The 21131-nt window shown below is 60.6% G+C and carries 17 protein-coding genes and 4 tRNA genes; 1 reads left to right on the top strand and 20 read right to left on the bottom strand.

The window, feature by feature from the left end; genetic code table 11:
- Positions 1 to 14: 14 nt before the first annotated feature.
- From secF to BSP239C_RS04105, 17 genes are all read right to left on the bottom strand, one after another.
- On the bottom strand, positions 15 to 1031 hold the full coding sequence (secF, locus tag BSP239C_RS04020) for a protein translocase subunit SecF (RefSeq protein WP_101570341.1): 1017 nt from the start codon (positions 1029 to 1031) through the stop codon (positions 15 to 17).
- Positions 1028 to 3331 (bottom strand): protein translocase subunit SecD, encoded by a 2304-nt coding sequence (gene secD, locus BSP239C_RS04025; RefSeq protein ID WP_257930064.1) that lies wholly within the window; start codon positions 3329 to 3331, stop codon positions 1028 to 1030. The genes secF and secD overlap by 4 nt, the downstream gene beginning before the upstream one ends.
- Positions 3332 to 3364: 33 nt before the next feature.
- On the bottom strand, positions 3365 to 3922 hold the full coding sequence (gene yajC, locus BSP239C_RS04030) for a preprotein translocase subunit YajC (RefSeq protein ID WP_257930065.1): 558 nt from the start codon (positions 3920 to 3922) through the stop codon (positions 3365 to 3367).
- Positions 3923 to 4003: 81 nt separating this feature from the next.
- Entirely contained in the window at positions 4004 to 5047 is a 1044-nt protein-coding gene (ruvB, locus tag BSP239C_RS04035; protein WP_101570344.1) for a Holliday junction branch migration DNA helicase RuvB, read from the bottom strand.
- A 35-nt stretch (positions 5048 to 5082) separates the two neighbouring features.
- The gene (gene ruvA, locus BSP239C_RS04040; RefSeq protein ID WP_257930066.1) at positions 5083 to 5679 is read right to left on the bottom strand and encodes a Holliday junction branch migration protein RuvA; all 597 of its coding nucleotides are present in this window, start codon (positions 5677 to 5679) and stop codon (positions 5083 to 5085) included.
- 131 nt (positions 5680 to 5810) lie between these two features.
- Complete coding sequence (locus BSP239C_RS04045; RefSeq protein WP_101570346.1) at positions 5811 to 7820, bottom strand: HNH endonuclease signature motif containing protein; 2010 nt, start codon at positions 7818 to 7820, stop codon at positions 5811 to 5813.
- A gap of 427 nt (positions 7821 to 8247) precedes the next feature.
- Positions 8248 to 8844: a crossover junction endodeoxyribonuclease RuvC gene (gene ruvC / locus BSP239C_RS04050; RefSeq protein ID WP_101570347.1), complete on the bottom strand. Its 597-nt coding sequence runs from the start codon at positions 8842 to 8844 to the stop codon at positions 8248 to 8250.
- A 21-nt stretch (positions 8845 to 8865) separates the two neighbouring features.
- Positions 8866 to 9618, bottom strand: a complete 753-nt coding sequence (locus BSP239C_RS04055; RefSeq protein WP_101570348.1) for a YebC/PmpR family DNA-binding transcriptional regulator — start codon at positions 9616 to 9618, stop codon at positions 8866 to 8868.
- A gap of 103 nt (positions 9619 to 9721) precedes the next feature.
- Positions 9722 to 10201, bottom strand: coding sequence for an NUDIX hydrolase (locus BSP239C_RS04060; protein WP_101570349.1), 480 nt, complete (start codon positions 10199 to 10201; stop codon positions 9722 to 9724).
- Positions 10202 to 10424: 223 nt separating this feature from the next.
- On the bottom strand, positions 10425 to 12527 hold the full coding sequence (locus BSP239C_RS04070; RefSeq protein WP_101570351.1) for a S9 family peptidase: 2103 nt from the start codon (positions 12525 to 12527) through the stop codon (positions 10425 to 10427).
- The gene (locus BSP239C_RS04075) at positions 12524 to 13123 is read right to left on the bottom strand and encodes an HIT domain-containing protein (protein WP_180958914.1); all 600 of its coding nucleotides are present in this window, start codon (positions 13121 to 13123) and stop codon (positions 12524 to 12526) included. Before BSP239C_RS04075 ends, BSP239C_RS04070 begins: the two co-directional genes overlap by 4 nt.
- Positions 13120 to 15126 carry a threonine--tRNA ligase gene (thrS, locus tag BSP239C_RS04080; protein WP_101570352.1) on the bottom strand — a complete coding sequence of 669 codons (2007 nt, stop codon included), beginning with the start codon at positions 15124 to 15126 and terminating at the stop codon, positions 13120 to 13122. Before thrS ends, BSP239C_RS04075 begins: the two co-directional genes overlap by 4 nt.
- Before the next feature lie 185 nt (positions 15127 to 15311).
- Positions 15312 to 16601 (bottom strand): DUF4190 domain-containing protein, encoded by a 1290-nt coding sequence (locus BSP239C_RS04085; protein ID WP_257930067.1) that lies wholly within the window; start codon positions 16599 to 16601, stop codon positions 15312 to 15314.
- A 184-nt stretch (positions 16602 to 16785) separates the two neighbouring features.
- Positions 16786 to 16857 (bottom strand) — tRNA-Val (locus BSP239C_RS04090).
- Positions 16858 to 16893: 36 nt separating this feature from the next.
- Positions 16894 to 16965, bottom strand: a tRNA-Val gene (locus BSP239C_RS04095).
- 34 nt (positions 16966 to 16999) lie between these two features.
- Positions 17000 to 17070: transfer RNA gene (locus BSP239C_RS04100), tRNA-Cys, on the bottom strand.
- 26 nt (positions 17071 to 17096) lie between these two features.
- Positions 17097 to 17169: transfer RNA gene (locus BSP239C_RS04105), tRNA-Gly, on the bottom strand.
- A 136-nt stretch (positions 17170 to 17305) separates the two neighbouring features.
- Here BSP239C_RS04105 and BSP239C_RS04110 point away from each other — a divergent pair.
- The gene (locus BSP239C_RS04110) at positions 17306 to 17782 is read left to right on the top strand and encodes a PGPGW domain-containing protein (protein ID WP_257930068.1); all 477 of its coding nucleotides are present in this window, start codon (positions 17306 to 17308) and stop codon (positions 17780 to 17782) included.
- Between the two features lie 55 nt (positions 17783 to 17837).
- Here the strand turns inward: BSP239C_RS04110 and zapE are convergent, their stop codons facing one another.
- The 3 genes from zapE to BSP239C_RS04125 form a co-directional block, all read right to left on the bottom strand.
- Positions 17838 to 18848: a cell division protein ZapE gene (gene zapE / locus BSP239C_RS04115; RefSeq protein ID WP_101570354.1), complete on the bottom strand. Its 1011-nt coding sequence runs from the start codon at positions 18846 to 18848 to the stop codon at positions 17838 to 17840.
- Between the two features lie 91 nt (positions 18849 to 18939).
- On the bottom strand, positions 18940 to 19875 hold the full coding sequence (gene era / locus BSP239C_RS04120) for a GTPase Era (RefSeq protein ID WP_101570355.1): 936 nt from the start codon (positions 19873 to 19875) through the stop codon (positions 18940 to 18942).
- Position 19876: 1 nt separating this feature from the next.
- On the bottom strand, positions 19877 to 21130 hold the full coding sequence (locus BSP239C_RS04125) for a hemolysin family protein (protein ID WP_101570356.1): 1254 nt from the start codon (positions 21128 to 21130) through the stop codon (positions 19877 to 19879).
- Between the last annotated feature and the right edge of the window lies 1 nt (position 21131).

Genomic DNA, 21131 nt, shown 5'->3' on the forward strand with positions numbered 1-21131 from the left:
CATCCCCTTTCTGCTCAAACCTCGGCGTGAATCACCGGTGGAACATCTTCTGTCCCATTCTTCAATCGTAGTTCACGCACGGCCTCTTCCTGCTTCTTGACCGCGGGTTCATTCGCCCGCAGGAGAGCATAAAGAGGGCTGGCGACGAACAACGTCGAGGTCGCGGCCACAATCATTCCGATGAACAGCGACAGCGAGATATCAACCAATGTTCCAGCCTTCAACGCGATGACGCCGATGAACAGAATCGATGCGACAGGCAGTACCGAGACCACGGTCGTATTGATCGAGCGCACAGTCGTCTGGTTGACACCAAGATTCACCAGTTCAGAGAACTTGAGAGTTCGTTTGTCCTTGAACCGTGTGGTGTTCTCCCTGATCTTGTCGAACACCACCACTGTGTCGTAGAGCGAGAAACTCAGCACCGTGAGGAAGCCGATGACCGCCTCTGGTGTGACCTCGATTCCGGTCACGGAGTAGATGCCCATGGTCACGATCATGACCACGACCAGCCCGACGATCGCCGCCAGCGACATCTTCCAAGTCCGGAAGTACAGCGCCATGACGATCATCGCGATCGCCACGAAGATGACCAGGGCGCGGACCATCTTTCCTGTCACGTCCTTGCCCCATTCAGGGCCGACGAATGTCGAGGTGACGTCTTCGACCTTCACGTCATAGCCCTTTACGAGGGCATCGCGAACTTCCTGCATCTCTGGGTCGGAGAGCTGACTCGTCTCGATCTGCACCGCAGTGTCGCTCGTCGGAGTCAGGCGCGGCTCCGATCCGGAGACGACATCGTTGACTATGCCCTCGCCTTTAGGCGCCGAGGTATCCGTGACGTGATCGACTTGGAACTGCGACCCACCCTTGAACGCGATTCCGAAATTGAATCCAGCGACGAGCGGGACCAGCACAGACAGGAGGACTGCGATTCCGGCGATCGTCAGCCACAACTTGGCTTTCCCTACGAAGGGAATCGACGTTTCACCGTTGTGGAGCCTATTGCCCCAGGCAAAGAACCTTTTCATTTGTCTGCCTCCTCGCCCTTGTCGGCAGATTCTTCGGCAGCCTTCTTCGCGGCTGCCTTCCGCTCGGCGATTGAACCGCCGGTTGCGCCCGCCTTCGTTGAAGTCGAGATTTTGCCCTTCGACCCGTTCTTCTTAGTCGGCTTCTCGGACTTCGAAGACGACCCGGTTGCGGTCACATCTTCTTGATCGGACCTCTCAACGGAGACCTCGCGGTCCTCGGACGTAACTGTCTCGGCAACGTCGTCGTTCGGCGAAGTTCCGCGCTTCTTCTTCGTCGACGTTTTCGTCTTGGAGACAGTGCTGGATTCGGCCGTCGCGCCCACCTCGTTCTTCGCATTCGTCGCTGAAGTGGCGGAATCCGCCCTCGACGAATCGGCTTCGTCTGTCGATGAGATTCCAGCCTTACGTGCTCGAGCCTTCGCCCGACGTCGCGCCTCGGGCGACATCTCGCTGTCTTTACTCAGGTTGAGTGCACCGCGGTACGAAGCAGGACTGACGCCGAGCAGGCGTGGATCCATACCTGACATCGGATGACCTTCACCGAAGAACTTGGTGCGCGCCAACAGCTGGAGCATCGGGTGCGTGAACAGGAAGACAACAACCACATCGACGATCACGGCCATACCGAAGGTAAACGCAAATCCACGGACCGAGCCGACGGCCAGGATGTAGAGGATGACTGCGGCCAACATGTTGACCGCCTTCGAGGCATAGATCGTTCGTTTGGCGCGATCCCAGCCGACCTCGACAGCGGACAGAAGGACTCGTCCGCTGCGCAGCTCGTCTCTGACGCGTTCGAAGTAGACGATGAACGAGTCGGCTGCCATGCCGATGCCGATGATGATACCTGCGAGACCTGCCAATGACAGGCGATAGCCGTAACGCCACGAGGCCAACAACAACAGCAGATAGGTGACGACACCGACAACCACAAGACTGGATACGGTCACGAGCCCGAGGACCCGGTACTGCAGCAGCGAGTAGACGACAACGAGGATGAGTCCGAGCAAGCCGGTCAACAGACCGATCTTCAGGTAGTTCGAACCCAGAGTCGGCGAGATCTGGTCCTCGCTCTGGACCTGGAAGCTCAAAGGCAGCGAGCCGTTCTTGAGCTGGTCGGCCAAGGTCTGCGCCGAGTCGAGGGTGAAGCTACCCGAGATCTCTGCGTTTCCGTCGGTGATCGCTGCATCTGAAGATGGTGCCGAAAGCACGTTCCCGTCAAGCTCGATGGCGAACTGGTTGTACGGCTGCTGCTTGCCGGTGATGTCGGAGGTGATCTGTTTGAAGATCTCCCGTCCGGTGGAGTCGAACTTGAGGTTCACAGCCGGCTGGTTCGTCTGTGTTCCGTTGGCACCCGCCTTGTAGCCGAAGCTGGCATCTGCGAGATGGTCTCCCGAAAGTTCGACCGGACCCAGAATGTACTTGGACTTTCCGTCCTTGGCGCAGGCGACGACTGGTTTATCCGACGCCTGCTGCTGACCACCGGTGCGATTCTTCGGATCGGTGCAGTCGAGCTCTGTGTACTTCTTGATGATGGCGTCAGTCTGCCACTTGTCGGTGTCCTTCTCGGGGTCGAAGAGAGGACGTGGAGTCGAGTCGGTGACCTTCGTATCTTCGCTGTCTCCGGACCCGTTCTTCTCGGCTGCCTTGTCCCCGCTGTTCTCTCCTGATTTCGCAGCGTCCTTGCCGGCTGGGCCAGGAATCTTTCCACCAGCGTTGGCGTCATCGCCGCTTGCCTTGGAGACCTCGCCCCCGCCAGCAGGTGCGTCTCCTTTGTCTTCGCCACTGCCACCGGTGAGATCTTTGAGTCGTTTCCTCTCCTCATCGGACAGACCCTTGGACGGGTCCTCCTGCTTGTCTCCGCCGCTCTTCTCCTGTTCCTTTTGGATTTCCTCCTGGGAACGGGGGTCACCGACGAGGGCGACACGGCGGAAGACGAGCTGGGCGGAAGAGCGAACCAGGTTGCGTGTTTCCTCGTCGGGGTTGCCCGGCAGGTTCACGACAATGTTGCGGTCACCTTGAGTCGTGATCTCGGCTTCAGACACACCGGTCGAGTCCACGCGCTGTCGGATGATCGACACAGCCTGGTCAAGCTGTTCCTTGCTGATGTCCGTGTCCTTCGAAACCTGGGGTTCCAGGATGATCGAGGTTCCGCCCTCGAGGTCGAGAGCGAGCTTCGGAGTTGTTGTGGCATCGGACCACACGACACCGCCGGCAATGATGGCCAGGAGCAGTGCAGCAATGATCGACAGCCACACGAAGCGCAAACCAGGACGTGGCTTTTCTTCAATATCGGACACGTTTCAGCTTTCGATTGAGTGCAGTGAGCGAAGTCAGTTCTTCTTTTTGTTCTCAGGATCGGAAGGATCGATGTCCGATGCATCAGCATCAGCCTCACCGAGGTCATCCGCACCGTCGTCGGCTTTAAGCTCATCGGCGTCTGAGATCACTTCGGCGTCAGAGTCGACGACGTCGTCTGCTGGAAGCTCTGCCTCGCCGGTCGTTCCCTCTGCACGCTTGCGCTCATTCATAGCGTCGAGTTCCGCGTCGGTGATTGCCGGAGCATCGCTGCTCTCAGCGTCGTCGGCAACGTCGGCCGAACCTGCAACCGCACCGTCTGCAGCGGCGCCTTCGGTTTCAGGGTTGTTGATCTGACCGATTGCCTGGCGGTGCACGCGCAGGACGGTGCCGGGGCCAGATTCGAGAGTGACCTGGTTGTTTTCTTCGTCGATGGACAGAACGGTTCCGAAGACACCGAACGTTGTCATCACAGTAGCTCCGGGGACGAGTCCCGTCTTGATCTGCTCTGCACGCGCCTTCTGCTTACGCCGAGAATTGAATAGGAAAAAAATAAGCAGCGCAGCAAGCGCGAGAGGGATCAATAAATCCACAGGTATCTACCTTTCATAAGAACGAACCAGTCCACTACCTTAGTTCGTACTAAGTACTCAAGGCGAACTCAATTGCCGGGATCAGAACTCATAGTTTGCTGGGATCTGCATCCCAAGGTGCTTCCAGGCTGCCGCGGTCGCGACGCGACCGCGCGGAGTTCGACTGATCAGACCTTCTCGAACAAGGTAAGGTTCCGAGACGGTTTCAACGGTATCGGCCTCTTCTCCGACGGAAACAGCGATAGTGCTGAGGCCAACCGGTCCCCCGCCGAAACGCTTGCACAGCACCTGCAGCACGGAACGGTCGAGTCGATCCAAGCCCAGCTCGTCGACTTCGTAAACCTTGAGTGCGGTGAGTGCCGCAGCTTCGTCGATGATGCCGGTTCCGCGCACCTGCGCCCAATCTCTGACTCGGCGCAGAAGTCGATTGGCGACACGTGGTGTGCCGCGAGATCGCGTTGAGATTTCTTTCAAACCTGCGAGATCTGCTTCGATTCCGAGCATGTGAGCTGATCGTTTCAGCACGGTCAGGAGATCGGTGCTGGAGTAGAAGTCCAGGAGTCCCGTGAATCCGAACCGGTCACGCAACGGCGCGGGGAGCAGGCCAGAGCGGGTCGTGGCTCCGACCATGGTGAATTGCGGCAGGTCGAGGGGAATTGCTGTGGCGCCGGGGCCCTTGCCGACGATGACGTCGACGCGGAAGTCCTCCATCGCAACATAGAGCATCTCTTCTGCGGCACGAGCCATGCGATGGATTTCGTCGATGAATAGAACTTCGCCTTCTTCCAGAGACGACAAGATCGCGGCGAGATCTCCGGCATGCTGAACTGCCGGCCCTGAGGTGACCCTCAGGCTCGATTGCATCTCATGCGCGATGATCATCGCCAATGTGGTCTTTCCCAGTCCAGGAGGGCCCGAGAGCAGCACATGGTCGGGGGCCCTGTTTCGTGCTTTCGCGGCATCGAGCACGAGGGAAAGCTGTTCGCGGACCTGAGGTTGGCCGATGAAATCCTGCAGTCCCTTGGGACGAAGCGCAGCTTCTGCATCACGCTCTGCGGTCTCCGCGCGACCCGAGACCAAACGCTCTTCTTCAGCGCCGGTCAGCTCCTGATCGCCGAATTCCATTTCATAGGAGGTGCTTCCGTCCTCATAGGAGCTTGTCACTTCCGGGCACCCATGACCTTGAGTGCAGCCTTCAGGAGCTCCGACGTGCCAGCATTCTGGCCAAGATCGTTGACGACTTCCTGCACGACATCAGCGGCTTGGGACTCTTTCCAGCCAAGTCCGACCAGTGCATCCACGACCTGCTGGTTCGCTCCGCCGAAGGACAGCTGGGGGCCCGGGTCTGATGCGGCGAGTTTCGGCAGTTTGTTTTCGAGCTCGAGGATGATTCGGGAGGCACCTTTTTTGCCGATACCTGGGACTCGAGTCAGCGCGTTGGCGTCCTGATTCGAGATCGCGGCCGCCAGTTCTCCCGGTCCCATTACGGACAGGATCGCCATCGCCAGGCGCGGACCGATTCCGGAGATCGACAGCAGCACTTCGAAGGTGTGGTTCTCGTCTTCAGTTCCGAACCCGAAGAGAGTCATGGAGTCCTCACGCACGACCAGGGTGGTCACGAGCTCGATGTTCGCACCATGGCGAGTGTTTGAAAGGGTGTCCGGCGTGACGTTGACCTTGCGTCCGACACCGTAGGTGAGAATGACGAGGTGGTCAGCTGCGATGCGATGGACCGTACCGCTGAGGAAACTGATCACGGCCTGCCTTTCGTGTGGGAACACTTGTACGAATCCAGGCTATCAGTTGGTCTTCCGGAACCGGCCTCGACATACCGACGATATCAAGGCACCGCCCTGTTGCAGACAGCGTTGAAGGCATCATCAGCCAACTATTGGGACGGGAATCCTTCCCCGCCGGAGAGTCCATCGATGATCGCCTGCGCGACGAACCTGGAATGCAGGATCGGGCGCCGTTCCACGTCGATGCTGGGCGGCGGAATCCAAGCGGGACGGCCGTCGTGGAGCATTCGGGCATACCAGTCTGATTTGTCGATCAGGTGGTGGTGCAGCCCGCATGCCAATGTGAGGTTGTTTATATCAGTTTTGCCTTCATTGGCCCAGGGCACGATGTGGTGAGCATCGCACCATCCCGGCGGTGCGTCGCATCCGGGGAATGTGCAGCCTTGGTCTCTGGCCGCCAGTATTGCCACTTGCCTGTTCGTGGCATATCGGCCTTCGGTGGAGATTTCCATCGTTTTGGCTTTGTCCGACATCAGGTGGAAGAAGACTGATCCGTTCAAGCCTTCGCTGGCTGCCGTTGATAGCGGAAATTCGGCTTCGCAGCCGGTGGATGCGCGTCCTTTTCCGGACGTGATGTCTTCGGCTTTCGCTGTGACGACCAGGGCGAATGGTGAACCACGGCCTATCCGATCCATTTCGACGCGGGAGATCATTGTTGCGAAGCGTTCGTAGATTCGGTTCCTCACTGTGCCTTGGCCCGTACCCGTATCGATCGGTGTGCCGTCTTCGCGTACGCCGAAGACTGAGGACTTCTCGTTTCGCAGATGATCTGGCAGTGCAGCGTCCGCGACTTCTCCGGCCAGAACTGCTCTGAAGATATCGAACTCGGGCTCGTCGAGATCCTCGTCGTTCGTGGTTACCCGCTCATTGCCTTGTTCCTGCAGATCTTCTACGGGTCCCGGCGCACCCTGCCCGATTTTCGAACTGCTTCCAGGCAGTATGCGCGAAGTCAGCAACCCGCTCAGGACTCCCCCCGATACAGGATCCAGCAGTCCTCTGAGAACCCAGGTCCCGTCATCGCGGGCTCGAACGTTGACGTAGCAGCGCCCACGATCCGGCGGGAGCTTCGGCTCTTCTCCGTCGGGGTCGAGACGGTCCAGAATAGCGGCGAAGATCGTCTTCAAATCTGAGACCCGAACACGCGGCGCTTTGTCCACGAGGTCTGATTCCACTGTGTCGCGAGTTTCGGCCGATACCCAGAACGGCAGTTTGGACAGGCAGTCGTTGATCGTGGTCGCCTGACCTGCCGAAAGCACTCCAGCGTGCAGAGCCTTCGCAACGATGGGGTTGACGGGTTCTCTGGGTTGGCCCGTCATATATGCGCGGCTGCCAAGATTCTTGGCGAGCTCGGTGCGTCGGTTGGCTTCATAGCCGGTCAGGTTGAAACGGTTCTGGACCAGCGCCTTCGTCGTCTTTGCCCCGTAGTCGGCGGGTGTCCCACACCGGTCGTAGACCGATAGTGCAACGGCCGACATCGCCTCGAGGATGCGGGTGGCGGTTTCGATCCCATTGACAACTGTCATCGCCTGATCGGGCCCAAGAGGGCGTGAGAAACTCAGCAGTTCGTCTTTGAGAATGGTGAGACCACTGATGCTGTGGGTCAGTTCAGGTGCAAGTCGGTCGAGGTCACGCCATTCGGTCTCGGACAGGAGTGGGTGAGGAACCGTGGCAGCTGGTTCACTTCCATCTCCAGGTGTGGATTGTTCGCTGCCGCTGCCGTCCGTGGGCGTGCCAGCATCTGAATCGAATGTCTCCGCATCGCCCAGAGAAGCAAGCTGCGCCTCCGCCACGGCAGAATCGCCGGGAGGAATCTGCTCATCATCACAGTCTTCTAGGGGCCTCACGGGAACCGCGGCGATCGAATCGAGCTTCCCCACCAGGGGGTTGCCAGTCAGGTCCATTCCAGCGGCTTCGAGCTGCTCACGAAGCGATGTCGGCTCTGATCCCGTCGCCGGCGCCGCCGATGGTTCGTTTCGACCGGCAACGGACTCCCCCGCCACCGCGTCAGATCCGTGCCGGCTCGCACCAAGTTTCCGCCGAGCAGCACCAAGTGAGCGTTTGCCGCTCTTTCCTGGCGTCTGGTCGGGGGTGAGAGTCATCGCCTATGCGTCCGTTCGTCAACAACATTGTTGCGTGATTAATCTCATTATAATAGCGCTAACATCACTTGTACAGACCTATATTCGATTCTTCGGTCATAGTTTCTATCACTTTCTAGTGTGTTCGAATCGCAGCTGCCTCCAATCAGTATCTGCCCAGGGCAAATAGAACTGCGAACACAGAACAACGAGCACCTCGGGACAGAGAGACACACAACCAACCCACTACATCGAGATCCGGGTGCAGATTCCCGGTACCCGGATTCTCGGGCTCGTGCACTCCAAACAAAAATAGCCGCCACACCTGCCTCGCATTGCGAAACGAAATGACGGTGAACAGAAAAGAATGACGGTGAAACGAAGTGCCAAAATCACGGCACAGCAGAACACCGGCAGAACACCAGCAGGACGCAAAACCGCTATGACGCTATTTGGAGTTGCGAAGGGCCTTGGCCCACTGCTCCTGTGCCTTCGTCATGCCTGCACCTTGGCGGCCAGCGCTCTTGCGCTCGTTGAGGTCTTTGTTCGCTCCGGGGGTCGATTGTCCGCTCAGCGCCCCGCGCCATGAGTGGCAGATAGCAATCGCGAGAGCGTCGGCGGCATCGGCCGGCTTAGGTGCCGCGTCGAGTTCGAGGATCCGGGTCACCATGTTCGTGACCTGCTTCTTATCAGCGCGTCCCGATCCGGTGATGGCGGCTTTGACCTCGGAAGGCGTGTGCATGGCCACAGGCAGTCCACGTCTCGCGGCAAGGCCCATCGTCAGACCCGAGACCTGTGCAGTGCCCATGATCGTGGAAACATCGTTGCGAGCGAACACGCGCTCGATGGCGACGACATCGGGACGGTACGTGTCCAACCAGCTGTCGAACGCCTCGGCAAGGGCGCCCAAACGCAGGTCCACGGAATCCGTGGATGGTGTCCGCAGCACATCGACTGACACCATTTTGACCTTGCGGGCGGGCTGGGTGTCAATGACACCCAGCCCGCACCGGGTCAGGCCCGGATCAACGCCGAGGATTCTCATCGGTAACCATGTTCGATGCCATCACGCATCGAGTTCGGCAAGAACCTCGTCGCTGACATCAGCATTGGAGTAGACGTTCTGTACCTCGTCGCTGTCTTCAAGCGCGTCGATGAGGTTGAAGACCTTGGTGGCTGTTTCCGCGTCCAGGCTGACTTCGATTCCGGGCACGAACGATGCTTCGGCCGAGTCGTAATCGATGCCTGCATCGACAAGTGCTGTACGTACGGCAACGAGGTCAGTGGCTTCGCAGATGATCTCGAAGTTCTCACCTTCGTCCTTGACCTCTTCGGCTCCGGCGTCGAGGGTGGCCAGGAGGATCGAGTCCTCGTCGGTTCCCTCGGCGGGAACGGTGATGACGCCCTTGCGGTCGAAGTTGTATGTGACCGATCCGGGGTCTGCCATGGTGCCGCCGTTGCGCGTGACTGCCACGCGGACTTCAGAGGCTGCCCGGTTGCGGTTGTCGGTCAGACATTCGATGAGGAGGGCGACACCGCCGGCGGCGTATCCTTCGTACAGAATGTTCTCGTAGTTCACGGCAGAGCCGTCGAGACCACCGCCGCGCTTGACCGCGCGGGTGATGTTGTCGGCGGGAACAGAGTTCTTCTTCGCCTTCTGAACCGCGTCGAACAGCGTCGGGTTGCCTTCAAGATCAGGCCCACCGTTTCGAGCGGCAACCTCGATGTTCTTGATCAGCTTGGCGAAGAGCTTCGCCCGCTTAGAATCGATGGCGGCTTTTTTGTGTTTAGTCGTTGCCCACTTGGAATGACCTGACACTGGTGTTCCTTCCTTTAGATATAGCCCCTAGAGTCTATACGCTCAATGCCCGTTATGTGCCCCGCTCTGCCGTCTCGGGAGCACCACGCATGCACCACGGTGTTCAGTCGATGACGAGAGGAACCTCGGGCACAGAGCCGGCCGTGACGAGATCCATGAGGCTGAGCAGATTCTTCGGGTAGATCGTCTCCGTCGTGGCCATCAGCTCCTCGCGGGACCACCACCGGAATTCGAGCAGACTGCGCTTTTCGATGTCCGTCCAGACAGCGTCCTCGAGCTCGATGTCCTCGCTGGTGCGGAATGCAAAGTAGGTTTCCTGCTGATGCAGCGACTTCTCCGTGAATTCGAAGACCTCGTCGCGTGTGGCCAAGGGGCCGATGAGTTCGCCGGGTTCGCATTCGATTCCGGTCTCCTCTGCGAGTTCACGTGCTGCGGTCTGCGCCGCCGATTCACCCAGCTCGGACCCTCCACCGCAGGTCATCCACCATTGGTGGGTGGGCGTGAGCAGGTCCTGGGCTCGAATCAGGAGAACCTCGTCGCGCTCATTGAGTAATACGACCCGTGAGGCTTTACGCGGTTTCATGGTTCTCCAGGAGTTGGCTATGGACGGAAGCAGTCTGTGCAGAATAGTGAAGCGGCAAGCAACCAGCAAGACCGCAATCGTAACCGACAGAACGATATCGGGTAGTGCTCACTCCACCAAGCTGGTGGCGTTCAATGTGAGAAATCACCGACTTGGGACGTGTTCTCACCAGGTGCAGGCGGGGTAAGGGGATCGCCTCTGAGGCGCTGTGGTCAGCCATGGTTCAGCGGATCGCCGAGGTGGTTTCGTCGTCGAGATTCGCATCGACGTCTCCACCCAGATGCTGATCCCACCAGTCGAGCATCGCCTCGAAGCGCTGCCGACGGTGCCGAGGTTGGCCCGCGCGTGAGAGTTCGTGATTCTCGCCTGGGAAGATGAGCAGCTCCGTGTCGACACCCGCTCGCTGCAGTGCGGCATAGTACTGCTGTGCCTGTTCGAGCGGACACCGGAAGTCGAGTTCCGAATGCATCACGAGGCTGGGTGTGCGCACCTGTGAGGCATGTGCCAACGGCGACTGCCGTGCAATGGCCTGCGCATCACGAGTGGTGTATTCCTCTGTGAAGAAGCGTCCGATGTCGGAGGTGCCCACGAAGCTGTCGGGGTCGAGATAGCCACGTTCGACGATCGCCGCCTGGAAGCGGTGATCGTCGGCGGTCATCATCGCGGTGAGATAGCCGCCATAGGAACCGCCTTGGACGCCGAGGCTGCTGGAGTCGAGCTCTGCATCGCCGGCCAATGCGTGGTCGAGGACGGCCAGGACGTCGGCCATTGCTGGGGCGGCCATGTCCCCCTGAACCGCTGTCCCCCACGTACGAGTGCGTCCGCCGGAGCCGCGCGGATTTGCGTAGACCACGGCATAGCCCGCCGAGGTGAGGATCTGGGTTTCGTCGAACCACCCGTGGGTGTACTGCGCGAACGGTCCACCGTGGATGTTGAGAATGACAGGGAACGGTCCTGGGCCGCTGGGCTTCGCCAGCCACCCGGTGATGGACCCGCCCTCACCGTCGACTCGAAGAAGCTGTGGGAGGACGGAATTCGCGGGCGCTGGGTGTGCCCTGACCGCGCCGTCGTCTGTCGTGGTCGAGCCGGCGTCCGTGGCGGTGATGTCCCCGCCTGTGCCCGTGGCTTTCGTGCCGTCGGCTGAGAGCCGCACTCGGTGTAGCACGGCTGGGTTGGTGGGCGTGTCCCCTGTCCAGACGAGGCTGTCGCCGTCGACATCGATGCCGTTGACCACGGCTGTTTCGTCCGTGAGGAAGTCCAGCTCGTCCAGCGTGCGGTTCTCCGCCGCCAGTTCGATCGAGATGATCCGTGAGGCTCCGTCCGTGTCCACAACAGCGATGACAGGCGCATCTCCGCGGACACCACTGCCGTGGCCGGTGCCATGGCCGGTGCCATGGCCGGTGCCATGGCCGGTACCGGCGATCTGAGGCCGGATCGAGGCGACTGAGACGGTCTCAGGGTCTGTCAGACGCCGTGTCGAACCGGCTGTCAGATCGTGGACGAAGAGTCCGGGCATCTGCCCGACGAAGTCGAGTTCGTCTCGGGTCAGTTCATTGCCGATGAGCAGCAGGGTCTCTTCGTCGATCCACCGGTGCAGGTTCACACTCATCCGTGGCAGCGTCAACGCTTCGGGGCGTTCTCCGCCGAGCAGCCACACGGTAGAGCGCAGGTCAGGCTCGCCGTGGTCAGGCGCCAGCGAGGAGACCACACTGACTCTGGTGCCACTCGGTGAGAACTGCGGGTCGTGGACGTCGGATTCTGGGGTCTCTAAGAGTGTGGACAACGGGACTTCGGCACCGCCGGCAATGCCGGACTTGCCCAGCCCCGGTTCGACGAGATCGACGAGGAATGCTCGCGCCGGACGGTCGTTCGTGTAGCCGAGCCCATTGCTCAGGTAGGCCGCCGAGGTGATTCGCCGTGGCGCTTCCTCGCTGGCGGGAACGTCCTCGTCCTGACCGTAGCGTCCCGTTTCAGCGACCCGGGCGACGTAGAGAGCTCGTGCGCCGTCATCATCGAGTGCGAATTCGGAGACGCCGAGGTGATTGTCCGTGATCCGATGAGCAGTTTCGAGGCTGGAACCGACGAACAGCTGACCGGATTCCTTCTTGGCCGCGCTCAGATATCCGGACCAATTGGTGCGGACCTCGGGTGCGTAGTCTCGCCAGTTGTGGGTCAACCGTCGCGAGGACTCCCCTGACAGCGCGAACAGCTGCGAGAGGTAGCTGTTGGATTCAAGGTCGGGACGGGTGATTGTGATGACGGCTTCGCTGCCGCGTATCACTGGGGATGAGTACTCGGCGAGGGCGTCGAGATCTTCGGGGTTCATCTGTTCCATTCCTTTGACAGCGCTGCCTGCACATCAGCGTGCACCTGCGGCAGAGCTTTGGTCTGTGCCACGACGGGCAGGAAGTTCGAGTCCCCGCCCCATCTGGGCACAATGTGCTGGTGGAGGTGTGCGGCGATTCCGGCACCTGCCACGGGACCTTGGTTCATTCCCAGGTTGAAGCCGTCCGGGGATGACACGGCGCGGATGACGGTCATCGCCTTCTGCGAGAAGTGAGCGAGTTCAGCGGTCTCCGACTCGGTCAGCTCCGTGTAGTCCGCGACGTGACGATAGGGGCAGATGAGGAGGTGGCCCGGGTTGTACGGATACAGGTTGAGCACCGCGTACACCTCGTCACCGCGGGCCACGATCAGGCCCTCTTCATCGGACTTCGTCGGTGCCGTGCAGAACGGACATTCGGAGACTCCGGAGTCCTTGGGTTTGTCCTGTCCGCCGATGTAGACCATCCGATGTGGTGTCCACAGCCGCTGGAAGCCATCAGGTTCGCCGGGAAAGCCTGCAGCCGCCTCTGGTTCAGGTATGCCCTCACAAGGATCGGAGCTGCCCTCGCCGAGGTGGTTGTGTGGTTTCTCCGTCATACCTGGGCCTTGGCTTCGATGGATTCGATGATCCTGCTGACCGCCTCGGCGACGGATACGCCGTTGTCCTGTTCACCGTTGCGGAAACGGAACGACACGGCATTTGCGTCGCGGTCCTCCCCACCGGCGATGAGCACGAAGGGCACCTTCGACTTCGAGGCGTTGCGGATCTTCTTCGGGAACCGATCGTCGCTGTCGTCGATCTCCACGCGCACTCCGGCGGCGCGCAGCTGTGAGGCCACCTCCGCGAGGTATTCGTTGAATTCCTCGGCCACGGGAATGCAGGTGACCTGGACCGGTGCCAACCAGACGGGGAACGCACCCGCATAGTGTTCGATGAGCACACCCATGAACCGTTCGATGGAGCCGAACTTTGCCGAGTGGATCATCACGGGCTGTTTGCGGGTGCCGTCGGCGGCCTGGTACTCCAGACCGAAGCGCTCGGGCTGGTTGAAGTCGAGCTGAACGGTCGACATCTGCCAGGTCCGGCCGATGGCATCGCGGGCCTGGACGGAGACCTTGGGGCCGTAGAACGCGGCTCCGCCCGGGTCGGGAACCAGTTCGAGTCCGGTTTCCAACGCGACCTCTTCGAGAACCTGCGTGGCTTCTGCCCACTGCTCATCCGAGCCGATGAATTTGTCCTTCTTCTTCCCGTCTTCGTCGCGAGTCGACAGTTCCAGGTAGAAGTCATCGAGTCCGAAATCGCGCAGCAGGCTGAGGACGAATTCGAGGAGGTGGCGGATCTCCTTGGCGGCGTCTTCCTGAGCCACATAGGAATGCGAATCGTCCTGTGTCAGTGCGCGCACGCGGGTGAGGCCGTGGACGACTCCGGAGGCCTCGTCGCGGTACACGGTGCCGAACTCGAAGAGACGCAGGGGAAGCTCACGGTATGAGCGACCGCGCGAGCGGTAGATGAGGTTGTGCATGGGGCAGTTCATCGCCTTGAGGCGGTAGGGAGTGCCCTCCTTGACGATCTCACCGGACTCGTCGCGGACCTCGTCGACGGAGATCGACGGGAACATGTTCTCGCCGTAGTACGGCAGGTGCCCCGATGTGTAGTACAGGTTTTCCTTCGAGATGTGCGGGGTGCCGACGTATTCGAAGCCTTCTTCGATGTGGCGGGCGCGGACGTAGTCCTCCATCTCGCGCTTGATGACACCGCCCTTGGGGTGGAAGACGGGCAGGCCTGAACCGAGTTCCTCGGGGAATGAGAACAGGTCGAGTTCGGCGCCGAGCTTGCGGTGGTCACGGCGTTCGGCCTCGGCGAGGCGGTCCTGGTGTGCTTTGAGATCCTCTTTCGAGGCCCAGGCGGTGCCGTAGACGCGCTGCAGACTGGCATTGGCCTGGTCTCCGCGCCAGTAGGCCGCCGAGGAGCGGGTGACGGCGAATCCGTTGCCGATCAGTTTGGTGGTGGGCAGGTGCGGTCCTCGGCAGAGATCCTGCCATACGATCTCGCCCTTGCGGTCGAGGTTCTCATAGACGGTGAGCTCGCCGGCACCGACCTCGACGGAGGCGGAATCGTCGGAGCCTGCACCCTTGTCGGAGATCAGTTCGAGTTTGTAGGGCTCGTTGGCCATGCGCGCTTTGGCTTCGTCCTCGGTGACGACGACGCGGTTGAAGCTCTGGCCGGACTTCACAATCTGGGCGGCCTTCTTCTGGATCGCCTTGAGGTCTTCGGGGGTGAAGGGCTCGGCCACGTCGAAGTCGAAGTAATAGCCGTCTGTGATGTAGGGGCCGATGCCGAGCTTCGCGTCGGGGAACAGGTCCTGGACAGCCTGGGCTGTGACGTGGGCGGTCGAGTGGCGAAGAATGTCGAGTCCGGCTGGAGAATCGATGGTGATCGGAGCGATCTGGTCACCAGCGGCGAGTTCGCGACTGAGATCGACGGGCTGTCCGTCGAGCCACATTGCAACGACTGTGCGGTCCGTGGAGAAGATCTCCGTGCCAGTCAACCCCTGTTTCCAAGGAATGGTCTCTCCCGCGCAGTCAATGCTGTCAGCCACTGATCTTCTCCGTTCGTCTGTGTTGGGGTGCCTCGCCCCTAGAGTCTAATACCTAATCGGCGGTGCGAAATCAGTTGGGTGGCAGTCGTGAGACCGCCACCCAACTGATGAATCGTATGCAATTTTCGATGTCTGCGCGGTTCGCGCCTATGTCGCTCGGGATCGACGCACCGCCCCGAGCCACATCACGCGGCCTTGCTGAATTCGAAGTCCTTGCCCTTACCGAGATCTTCGGTCAGTGAGAGCTTCAGGTGAACCTTGTCGACTTCAGCCGACGGCACTGCGAACGCGAGCTGGACAGTGTTCTCTCCATTCGCGGGGACCGGCTCGCTGAATGCGAAGCCACCTGAGTAATTCTTGGAGCCGTCGAAGACGTCCTTATACTCCTTGCCGGCACCGTTATCGGCCGTGACTCGGGCAAGCCCCAGATCGGCGTCTGAGCTCCCGCTGTTCTTCACGGTCACAGTCACGACTGCGACCTCACCCTTGGTACTTTCGGCTCCTGCCGCATATTCGTCCACGGTACCTGGCTTCACGGCGATGGCCGCGGTCAGATCGGTGCCGATCTCGACCCCGCCGTCCTCGACAGGAGGAGCAGCTTCTTCACTGTCGTCAGATGAACCTGCACCCTCGCTGGGGTCCTGTGCTGGGTCAGAGGGGCCTTGGACCGGTGCTGGGGATGAGGACTGCGCATCGGCAGCTTCGCCGATCGCGGTGATGAACATGCCACCGAAGATCAAGGTGACGATGACAGAGATGATCGAGAACAGGATGGCAATGAAACTGAGGATCATGCCGGTAATAGTCATGCCCTTGTTGTTGGCCACCCCCTTCTTGATCGAGGAGAGACCGACGAACGCGAAGATCACACCAGCAACTCCGAAGAGGAATCCGATCCCGAAGAAAATGGACAGGACGATACCGGCGATGCCACCGACAAGAGCGAGAATGCCCCAGATGTTCTTCGACTTGTTGTTGCCCGGGCCAGCAGAATACGAACCGTAGCTCGCATTGGGGTTGGCAGGAATGAACTGGTCCGAAGAACCGTCAGCACCGGCATAAGCAGGCTGCTGACCGTATTGGTTTGCGTCATAGCCCTGTGCATTGGGGTCATAACCCTGGCCGTAGCCGCCCTGGTTCTGGCCGTAGGGGTCTTGACCGTAGTAGCCCTGTGCGTTGGCGTCGTAGCCCGACGCGTTGGCACCGTAGCCTTGGCCGTAGCCACCCTGATTCTGGTCGTAGCTTGGCGCTCCCGTGTCAATCGGCTGACCGTACTGAGGCTGCGAACCATACTGGGGCTGTGAGCCGTACTGAGGCTGCTGGTTCGGGTCGTTCTGTGAGCCGTACTGAGGCGCGCTGTTCTGATCTCCAGAGAAACTAGGAGCGCTGGGCGGCTGATTGTCGGGGCCCTGACCGTTGGGGTTCTGATTTCCAGAACCGTCATTCGGTTCATACGGGTTCTGAGGAGTAGACATGAGTGCTCCGAAGTATTCGTCGATGGTTACCCTCACTAGCGTACTAGTGAATGTGTGCCTTTCCCCATGACTTCCACGTGGCAGTCTTGACACACGGCCGACACATCGGTCCGCGCTCCTCCGGCCGGAATCATTCGGCGATGAATGCACGAAGCCCCGAGTGAGTCACTCGGGGCTTCTTCTGTGCGCGATACTGGGATCGAACCAGTGACCTCTTCCGTGTCAGGGAAGCGCGCTACCGCTGCGCCAATCGCGCCTTATTCAGTTATTGCACCGGAACACAAGGTCCCTGTGCGCGATACTGGGATCGAACCAGTGACCTCTTCCGTGTGAAGGAAGCGCGCTACCGCTGCGCCAATCGCGCCGACTCACCAATGGAGAACCATCGGACGAATCTGAGGTGGCGACGGGATTCGAACCCGTGTATACGGCTTTGCAGGCCGCTGCCTCGCCTCTCGGCCACGCCACCGCCAAGGCAGTGCCATGACGCCTCCGAGCGGATGACGGGATTCGAACCCGCGACCCTCACCTTGGCAAGGTGATGCTCTACCAGCTGAGCCACATCCGCATTTCTCACTGCCCGGTTTCCCTGGCAACGAGATACAACTCTATACGCAGGTGACGGTCCATGCAAAATCAGATCGGCGTGATCGTGGTCACACGCGCAAATCTAGCTTTCAGACTCATCGACTTATATTGGAAGAGTGAACGATGACCCCACGGACAAGCGCCCGCAAGGGTGGCTGTCGCGCCATCACAAGCAAGGCGTGCGCCCCTGGCGCAAAACACGTCTGAGCTTCCTGCGCTGGCGCGGAAACATCACAGCCAACCCGCACGCGGCACGGCTCTATCGGATCGTCGTCGGCGCAGTGGGCACTCTCATCGTGCTCATCGGACTACTGCTTGTGCCACTGCCGGGCCCCGGGTGGCTCATCGTCATCATCGGACTGTTCGTCATCTCCAGCGAGTTCAGCTGGGCGCAGAGGATTCTGCACTTCGTGCGAGTCCACGTCGAGAAATGGACGCATTGGGTCATGGCGCAGCCGCTGTGGGTGCGCTGGACGATCGCTGCGGTCACAGCAGCGTTCGTCGCAGTCCTCGTCTGGAGTGCATTGAGGATCATCGGTCTCCCCGACTGGATCCCCGAACTCGAGGTCCTCAGGTATCTCAAGTTGCAGTAGCGCCGAAGCCTCCGCGCTGAGTGCTCGCTGCTGAATGCTGCAGGGAGAGCGCCGGCTACTGCGCAGAGAGTGCCGTCAAGCGCGAAAGGCAGCGCATGTACTTCTTGCGGTAGCCTCCGGCCAGCGACTCGTCGGTGAAGACCTTGTTCAGCGCCTGGCCCGAGTTGATGATCGTGACGTCGCGGTCATAGAGCCGGTCGACGAGCGCGACGAAGCGCAGGGCTACACCCTCGTTGTCGATCGTCTGCACGTCCTCCCACACGGCTGCGTCGAGACCGTCGACCATGCGTCCGTAACGCGAAGGGTGGACCGTGGAGAGATGCCGCAGAAGCGTCGGGAAGTCGTCGCGGGCGACGGTGCCGGTCAACTTAGCCGTCTCGGCGTCAAGGCTCTCAGCCGGAACCGGATCAGCAGGTTCACTCAGCCCGCGATGGCGGTAGTCCTTACCCTCGATCCGGTAGATGTCGAACTGGTCGGCAAGCGCCTGGATCTCCCGGAGGAAATCCTGTGCCGCGAAGCGACCCTCTCCCAGTGCCCCGGGCAAGGTGTTCGAGGTGGCGATGATCTTCACCCCAGCGTCGGTCAGTTCGCGCATGAGTCGCGACATGAGCACCGTGTCACCGGGATCGTCGAGTTCGAACTCGTCCACGCAGACGAGCTTCATCTGTGAGAGATCGTCGCGAGCACGGATGAAACCGAGCGCGCCGACGAGGTTCGTATATTCGACGAACGTGCCGAAGGTCGCAGGCTTCTCATTGGCATGCCATGCCGCGGCCAGGAGGTGGGTTTTGCCTACGCCGTAGCCGCCGTCGAGATAGACCCCCTTGGGTCCGTCCTTGCCCTTCGAAAACAGTTTGCCCAGGAAGCCCTTCGATGTCGACGACGCCACGAACTCCTCAAGCTTGTTGCGTGCTTGAGCCTGCGAGGGCTCCGAGTCATCGGTGCGGTAGCTGGCGAAGGACACGTCCTGGAACTGCGGTGGCGGGACAAGGCCCGCAATGAGTTCGTCGGGGGCAACTTGGGGGGAACGGTCGCTCAGTGCGACCAGAGTCTGCTCGGCATTCACTCGGCCTAGTCTATTGCAGGCCGCGCCTCGTCAATCAACTGCCGCTGACGTGAGAGTCCTCTCAGCCGAAATTGCATCGGCCGACGACCTGTCAGCTGAAGTCGAAGCCCAGGCGTCCCAGCTGCTTCGGGTCACGCTGCCAGTCCTTGGCGATCTTCACATGCAGGTCGAGATACACCTTGGTCCCCAGCAGTGCCTCGATGCCGCGCCTGGATTCGCTGCCGATGGCTTTGAGTCGGCTGCCGCCCTTGCCGATGATGATCGCCTTCTGGCTGGAACGTTCGACATAGAGGTTGACGTGGACGTTCCACAGCGGGTTGTCCTCGCTGCGTCCCTCACGGGGGTACATCTCCTCGACCTGAGCGGCCAGGGAGTGAGGAAGTTCGTCGCGGACGCCTTCGAGCGCGGCCTCACGCACGAGTTCGGCAATCATCTTCTCCTCCGGCTCGTCCGTCAGCTCCCCTTCCGGGTAGAGCGGGGGCGATTTCGGCAGATGACCGGTGAGCACAGAATCGACCGTGTCGATCTGGAACCCATCCACGGCGGAGACCGGGACCACGTCGGCGAAGTTCGCGAGCTCGCCGACGGCCATCAGCGCCTCGGCGACCTTGTCTTGGGAGACCTTGTCGGTCTTCGTCACCAGGGCCACGATCGGGGTGCGCCCGTCGAGGAGCTCAAGCTGGGAGGCGATGTACCGGTCGCCGGGACCGATGGGTTCGTCGGCGGGCAGGCAGAAGCCGATGACGTCGACCTCGCTCAGGGTCGAGGCCACAAGGTCGTTGAGCCTGCTGCCCAACAGGGTGCGTGGTTTGTGGAGGCCCGGGGTGTCGACGAGGATCAGCTGGTGGTCTTCCTTGTGGACGATGCCGCGGATCGTGTGCCGAGTGGTCTGGGGCTTCGACGAGGTGATCGCCACCTTCTCCCCCACCAGAGCATTCGTCAGCGTTGATTTTCCGGTGTTCGGCCGGCCGACGAAGCAGGCGAAGCCGGCCCTGTAGTTCTCGGGATAGTCCGTGCGAAATTCCATTTCAGTTCTCTTCCTTCGTAACCCTGACGTGGGTGATGCGGTGGCGGCGGCCCTGGCCCTCCATCGCTTCGATGTTGAGGCCTTCGATCTGTGCGTGCGAACCGTCGATGGGGACGCGGCCGATGAGCTTCGTGAGAAGACCGCCGACGCTGTTGACGTCGTCTTCGTCGATCTTCACATCGAAGTGATCGGCGAAGTCGGAGATGGACATGCGGGTGCTGATGACGAATGAGCCGTCTTCGGCCTCGACGAGCTCTTCGTCGCTGGTGTCGTATTCGTCTTCGATTTCGCCGACGATCTCTTCCACGATGTCCTCGATCGTGACGAGCCCAGCGGTGCCGCCGTATTCGTCGACTAGGATCGCCAGATGCGTCGAATCAAGCTGCATCTGCTCCAGCAGGTCATCGGCGGGTTTGGTTTCGGGGACGAACAGCACTCCTCTGGCCAGGATGTCGACCGACCGCTCCGCGTCCTCCGGGTGGAGATGGAGTCGTCGGGCCACGTCCTTGAGGTAGGCGACGCCACGAATGTCGTCGAGGTCCTCGCCGCTGACGGGGACCCGTGAGAACCCCGAACGGAGGAAGAGATTCATGACTTTGGACAGCGGGGTTCCTGAGTTGACGGTCACGAGGTCGGTGCGCGGGACCATGACCTCGTTCGCCGAGGTGTCCGAGAGGTTGAACACGGATTGGATCATTTCGCGTTCGCCGTCTTCGATGACATCGGATTCGCTGGCCCGCTCAACCAGGTCGCGCAGCTGGTCGGAGGTGACGAAGGGGCCGTCCTTGTACACGCGATCCGGAGTCAGCAGGTTGCCCAGGAGGACGAGGATCTTCGTCAGCGGTTTGAGTACCACGAGGGCGACGCCCACAACCCAGCTGAGATTGAGGCAGACTGCCAGAGAACGGCGTCGTCCGATGGTTCGCGGCGACACTCCTGCAACGACGAAGACCGCGATCGATGCGGTGAGCACGGTGAGGACGACCATGAGCGGTCCGACGGAGTAGATCGAGTCATAGGCCAAAGCGATGAACACCGTGGCCAGAGCTTCCATGAAGTTGCGGACGAAGATGATGACGTTGATGTTGGTGGGCAGATCGATCAGGATCTTCTCTGCCCGGAACGCAGCCTTCTTGCCTTCGTCTTTCGCGTCCTGGATTGCCTGATGGGAGACACTGAGCAGAGCGGCATCAACGGCCGAAAGCGTCGCCGAGACGACGAGACACAGTGCTGCGCCGAGGAACAGCCAGAGCACG

Source organism: Brevibacterium sp. 239c, assembly GCF_900169365.1.
Taxonomy (GTDB): Bacteria; Actinomycetota; Actinomycetes; order Actinomycetales; family Brevibacteriaceae; genus Brevibacterium.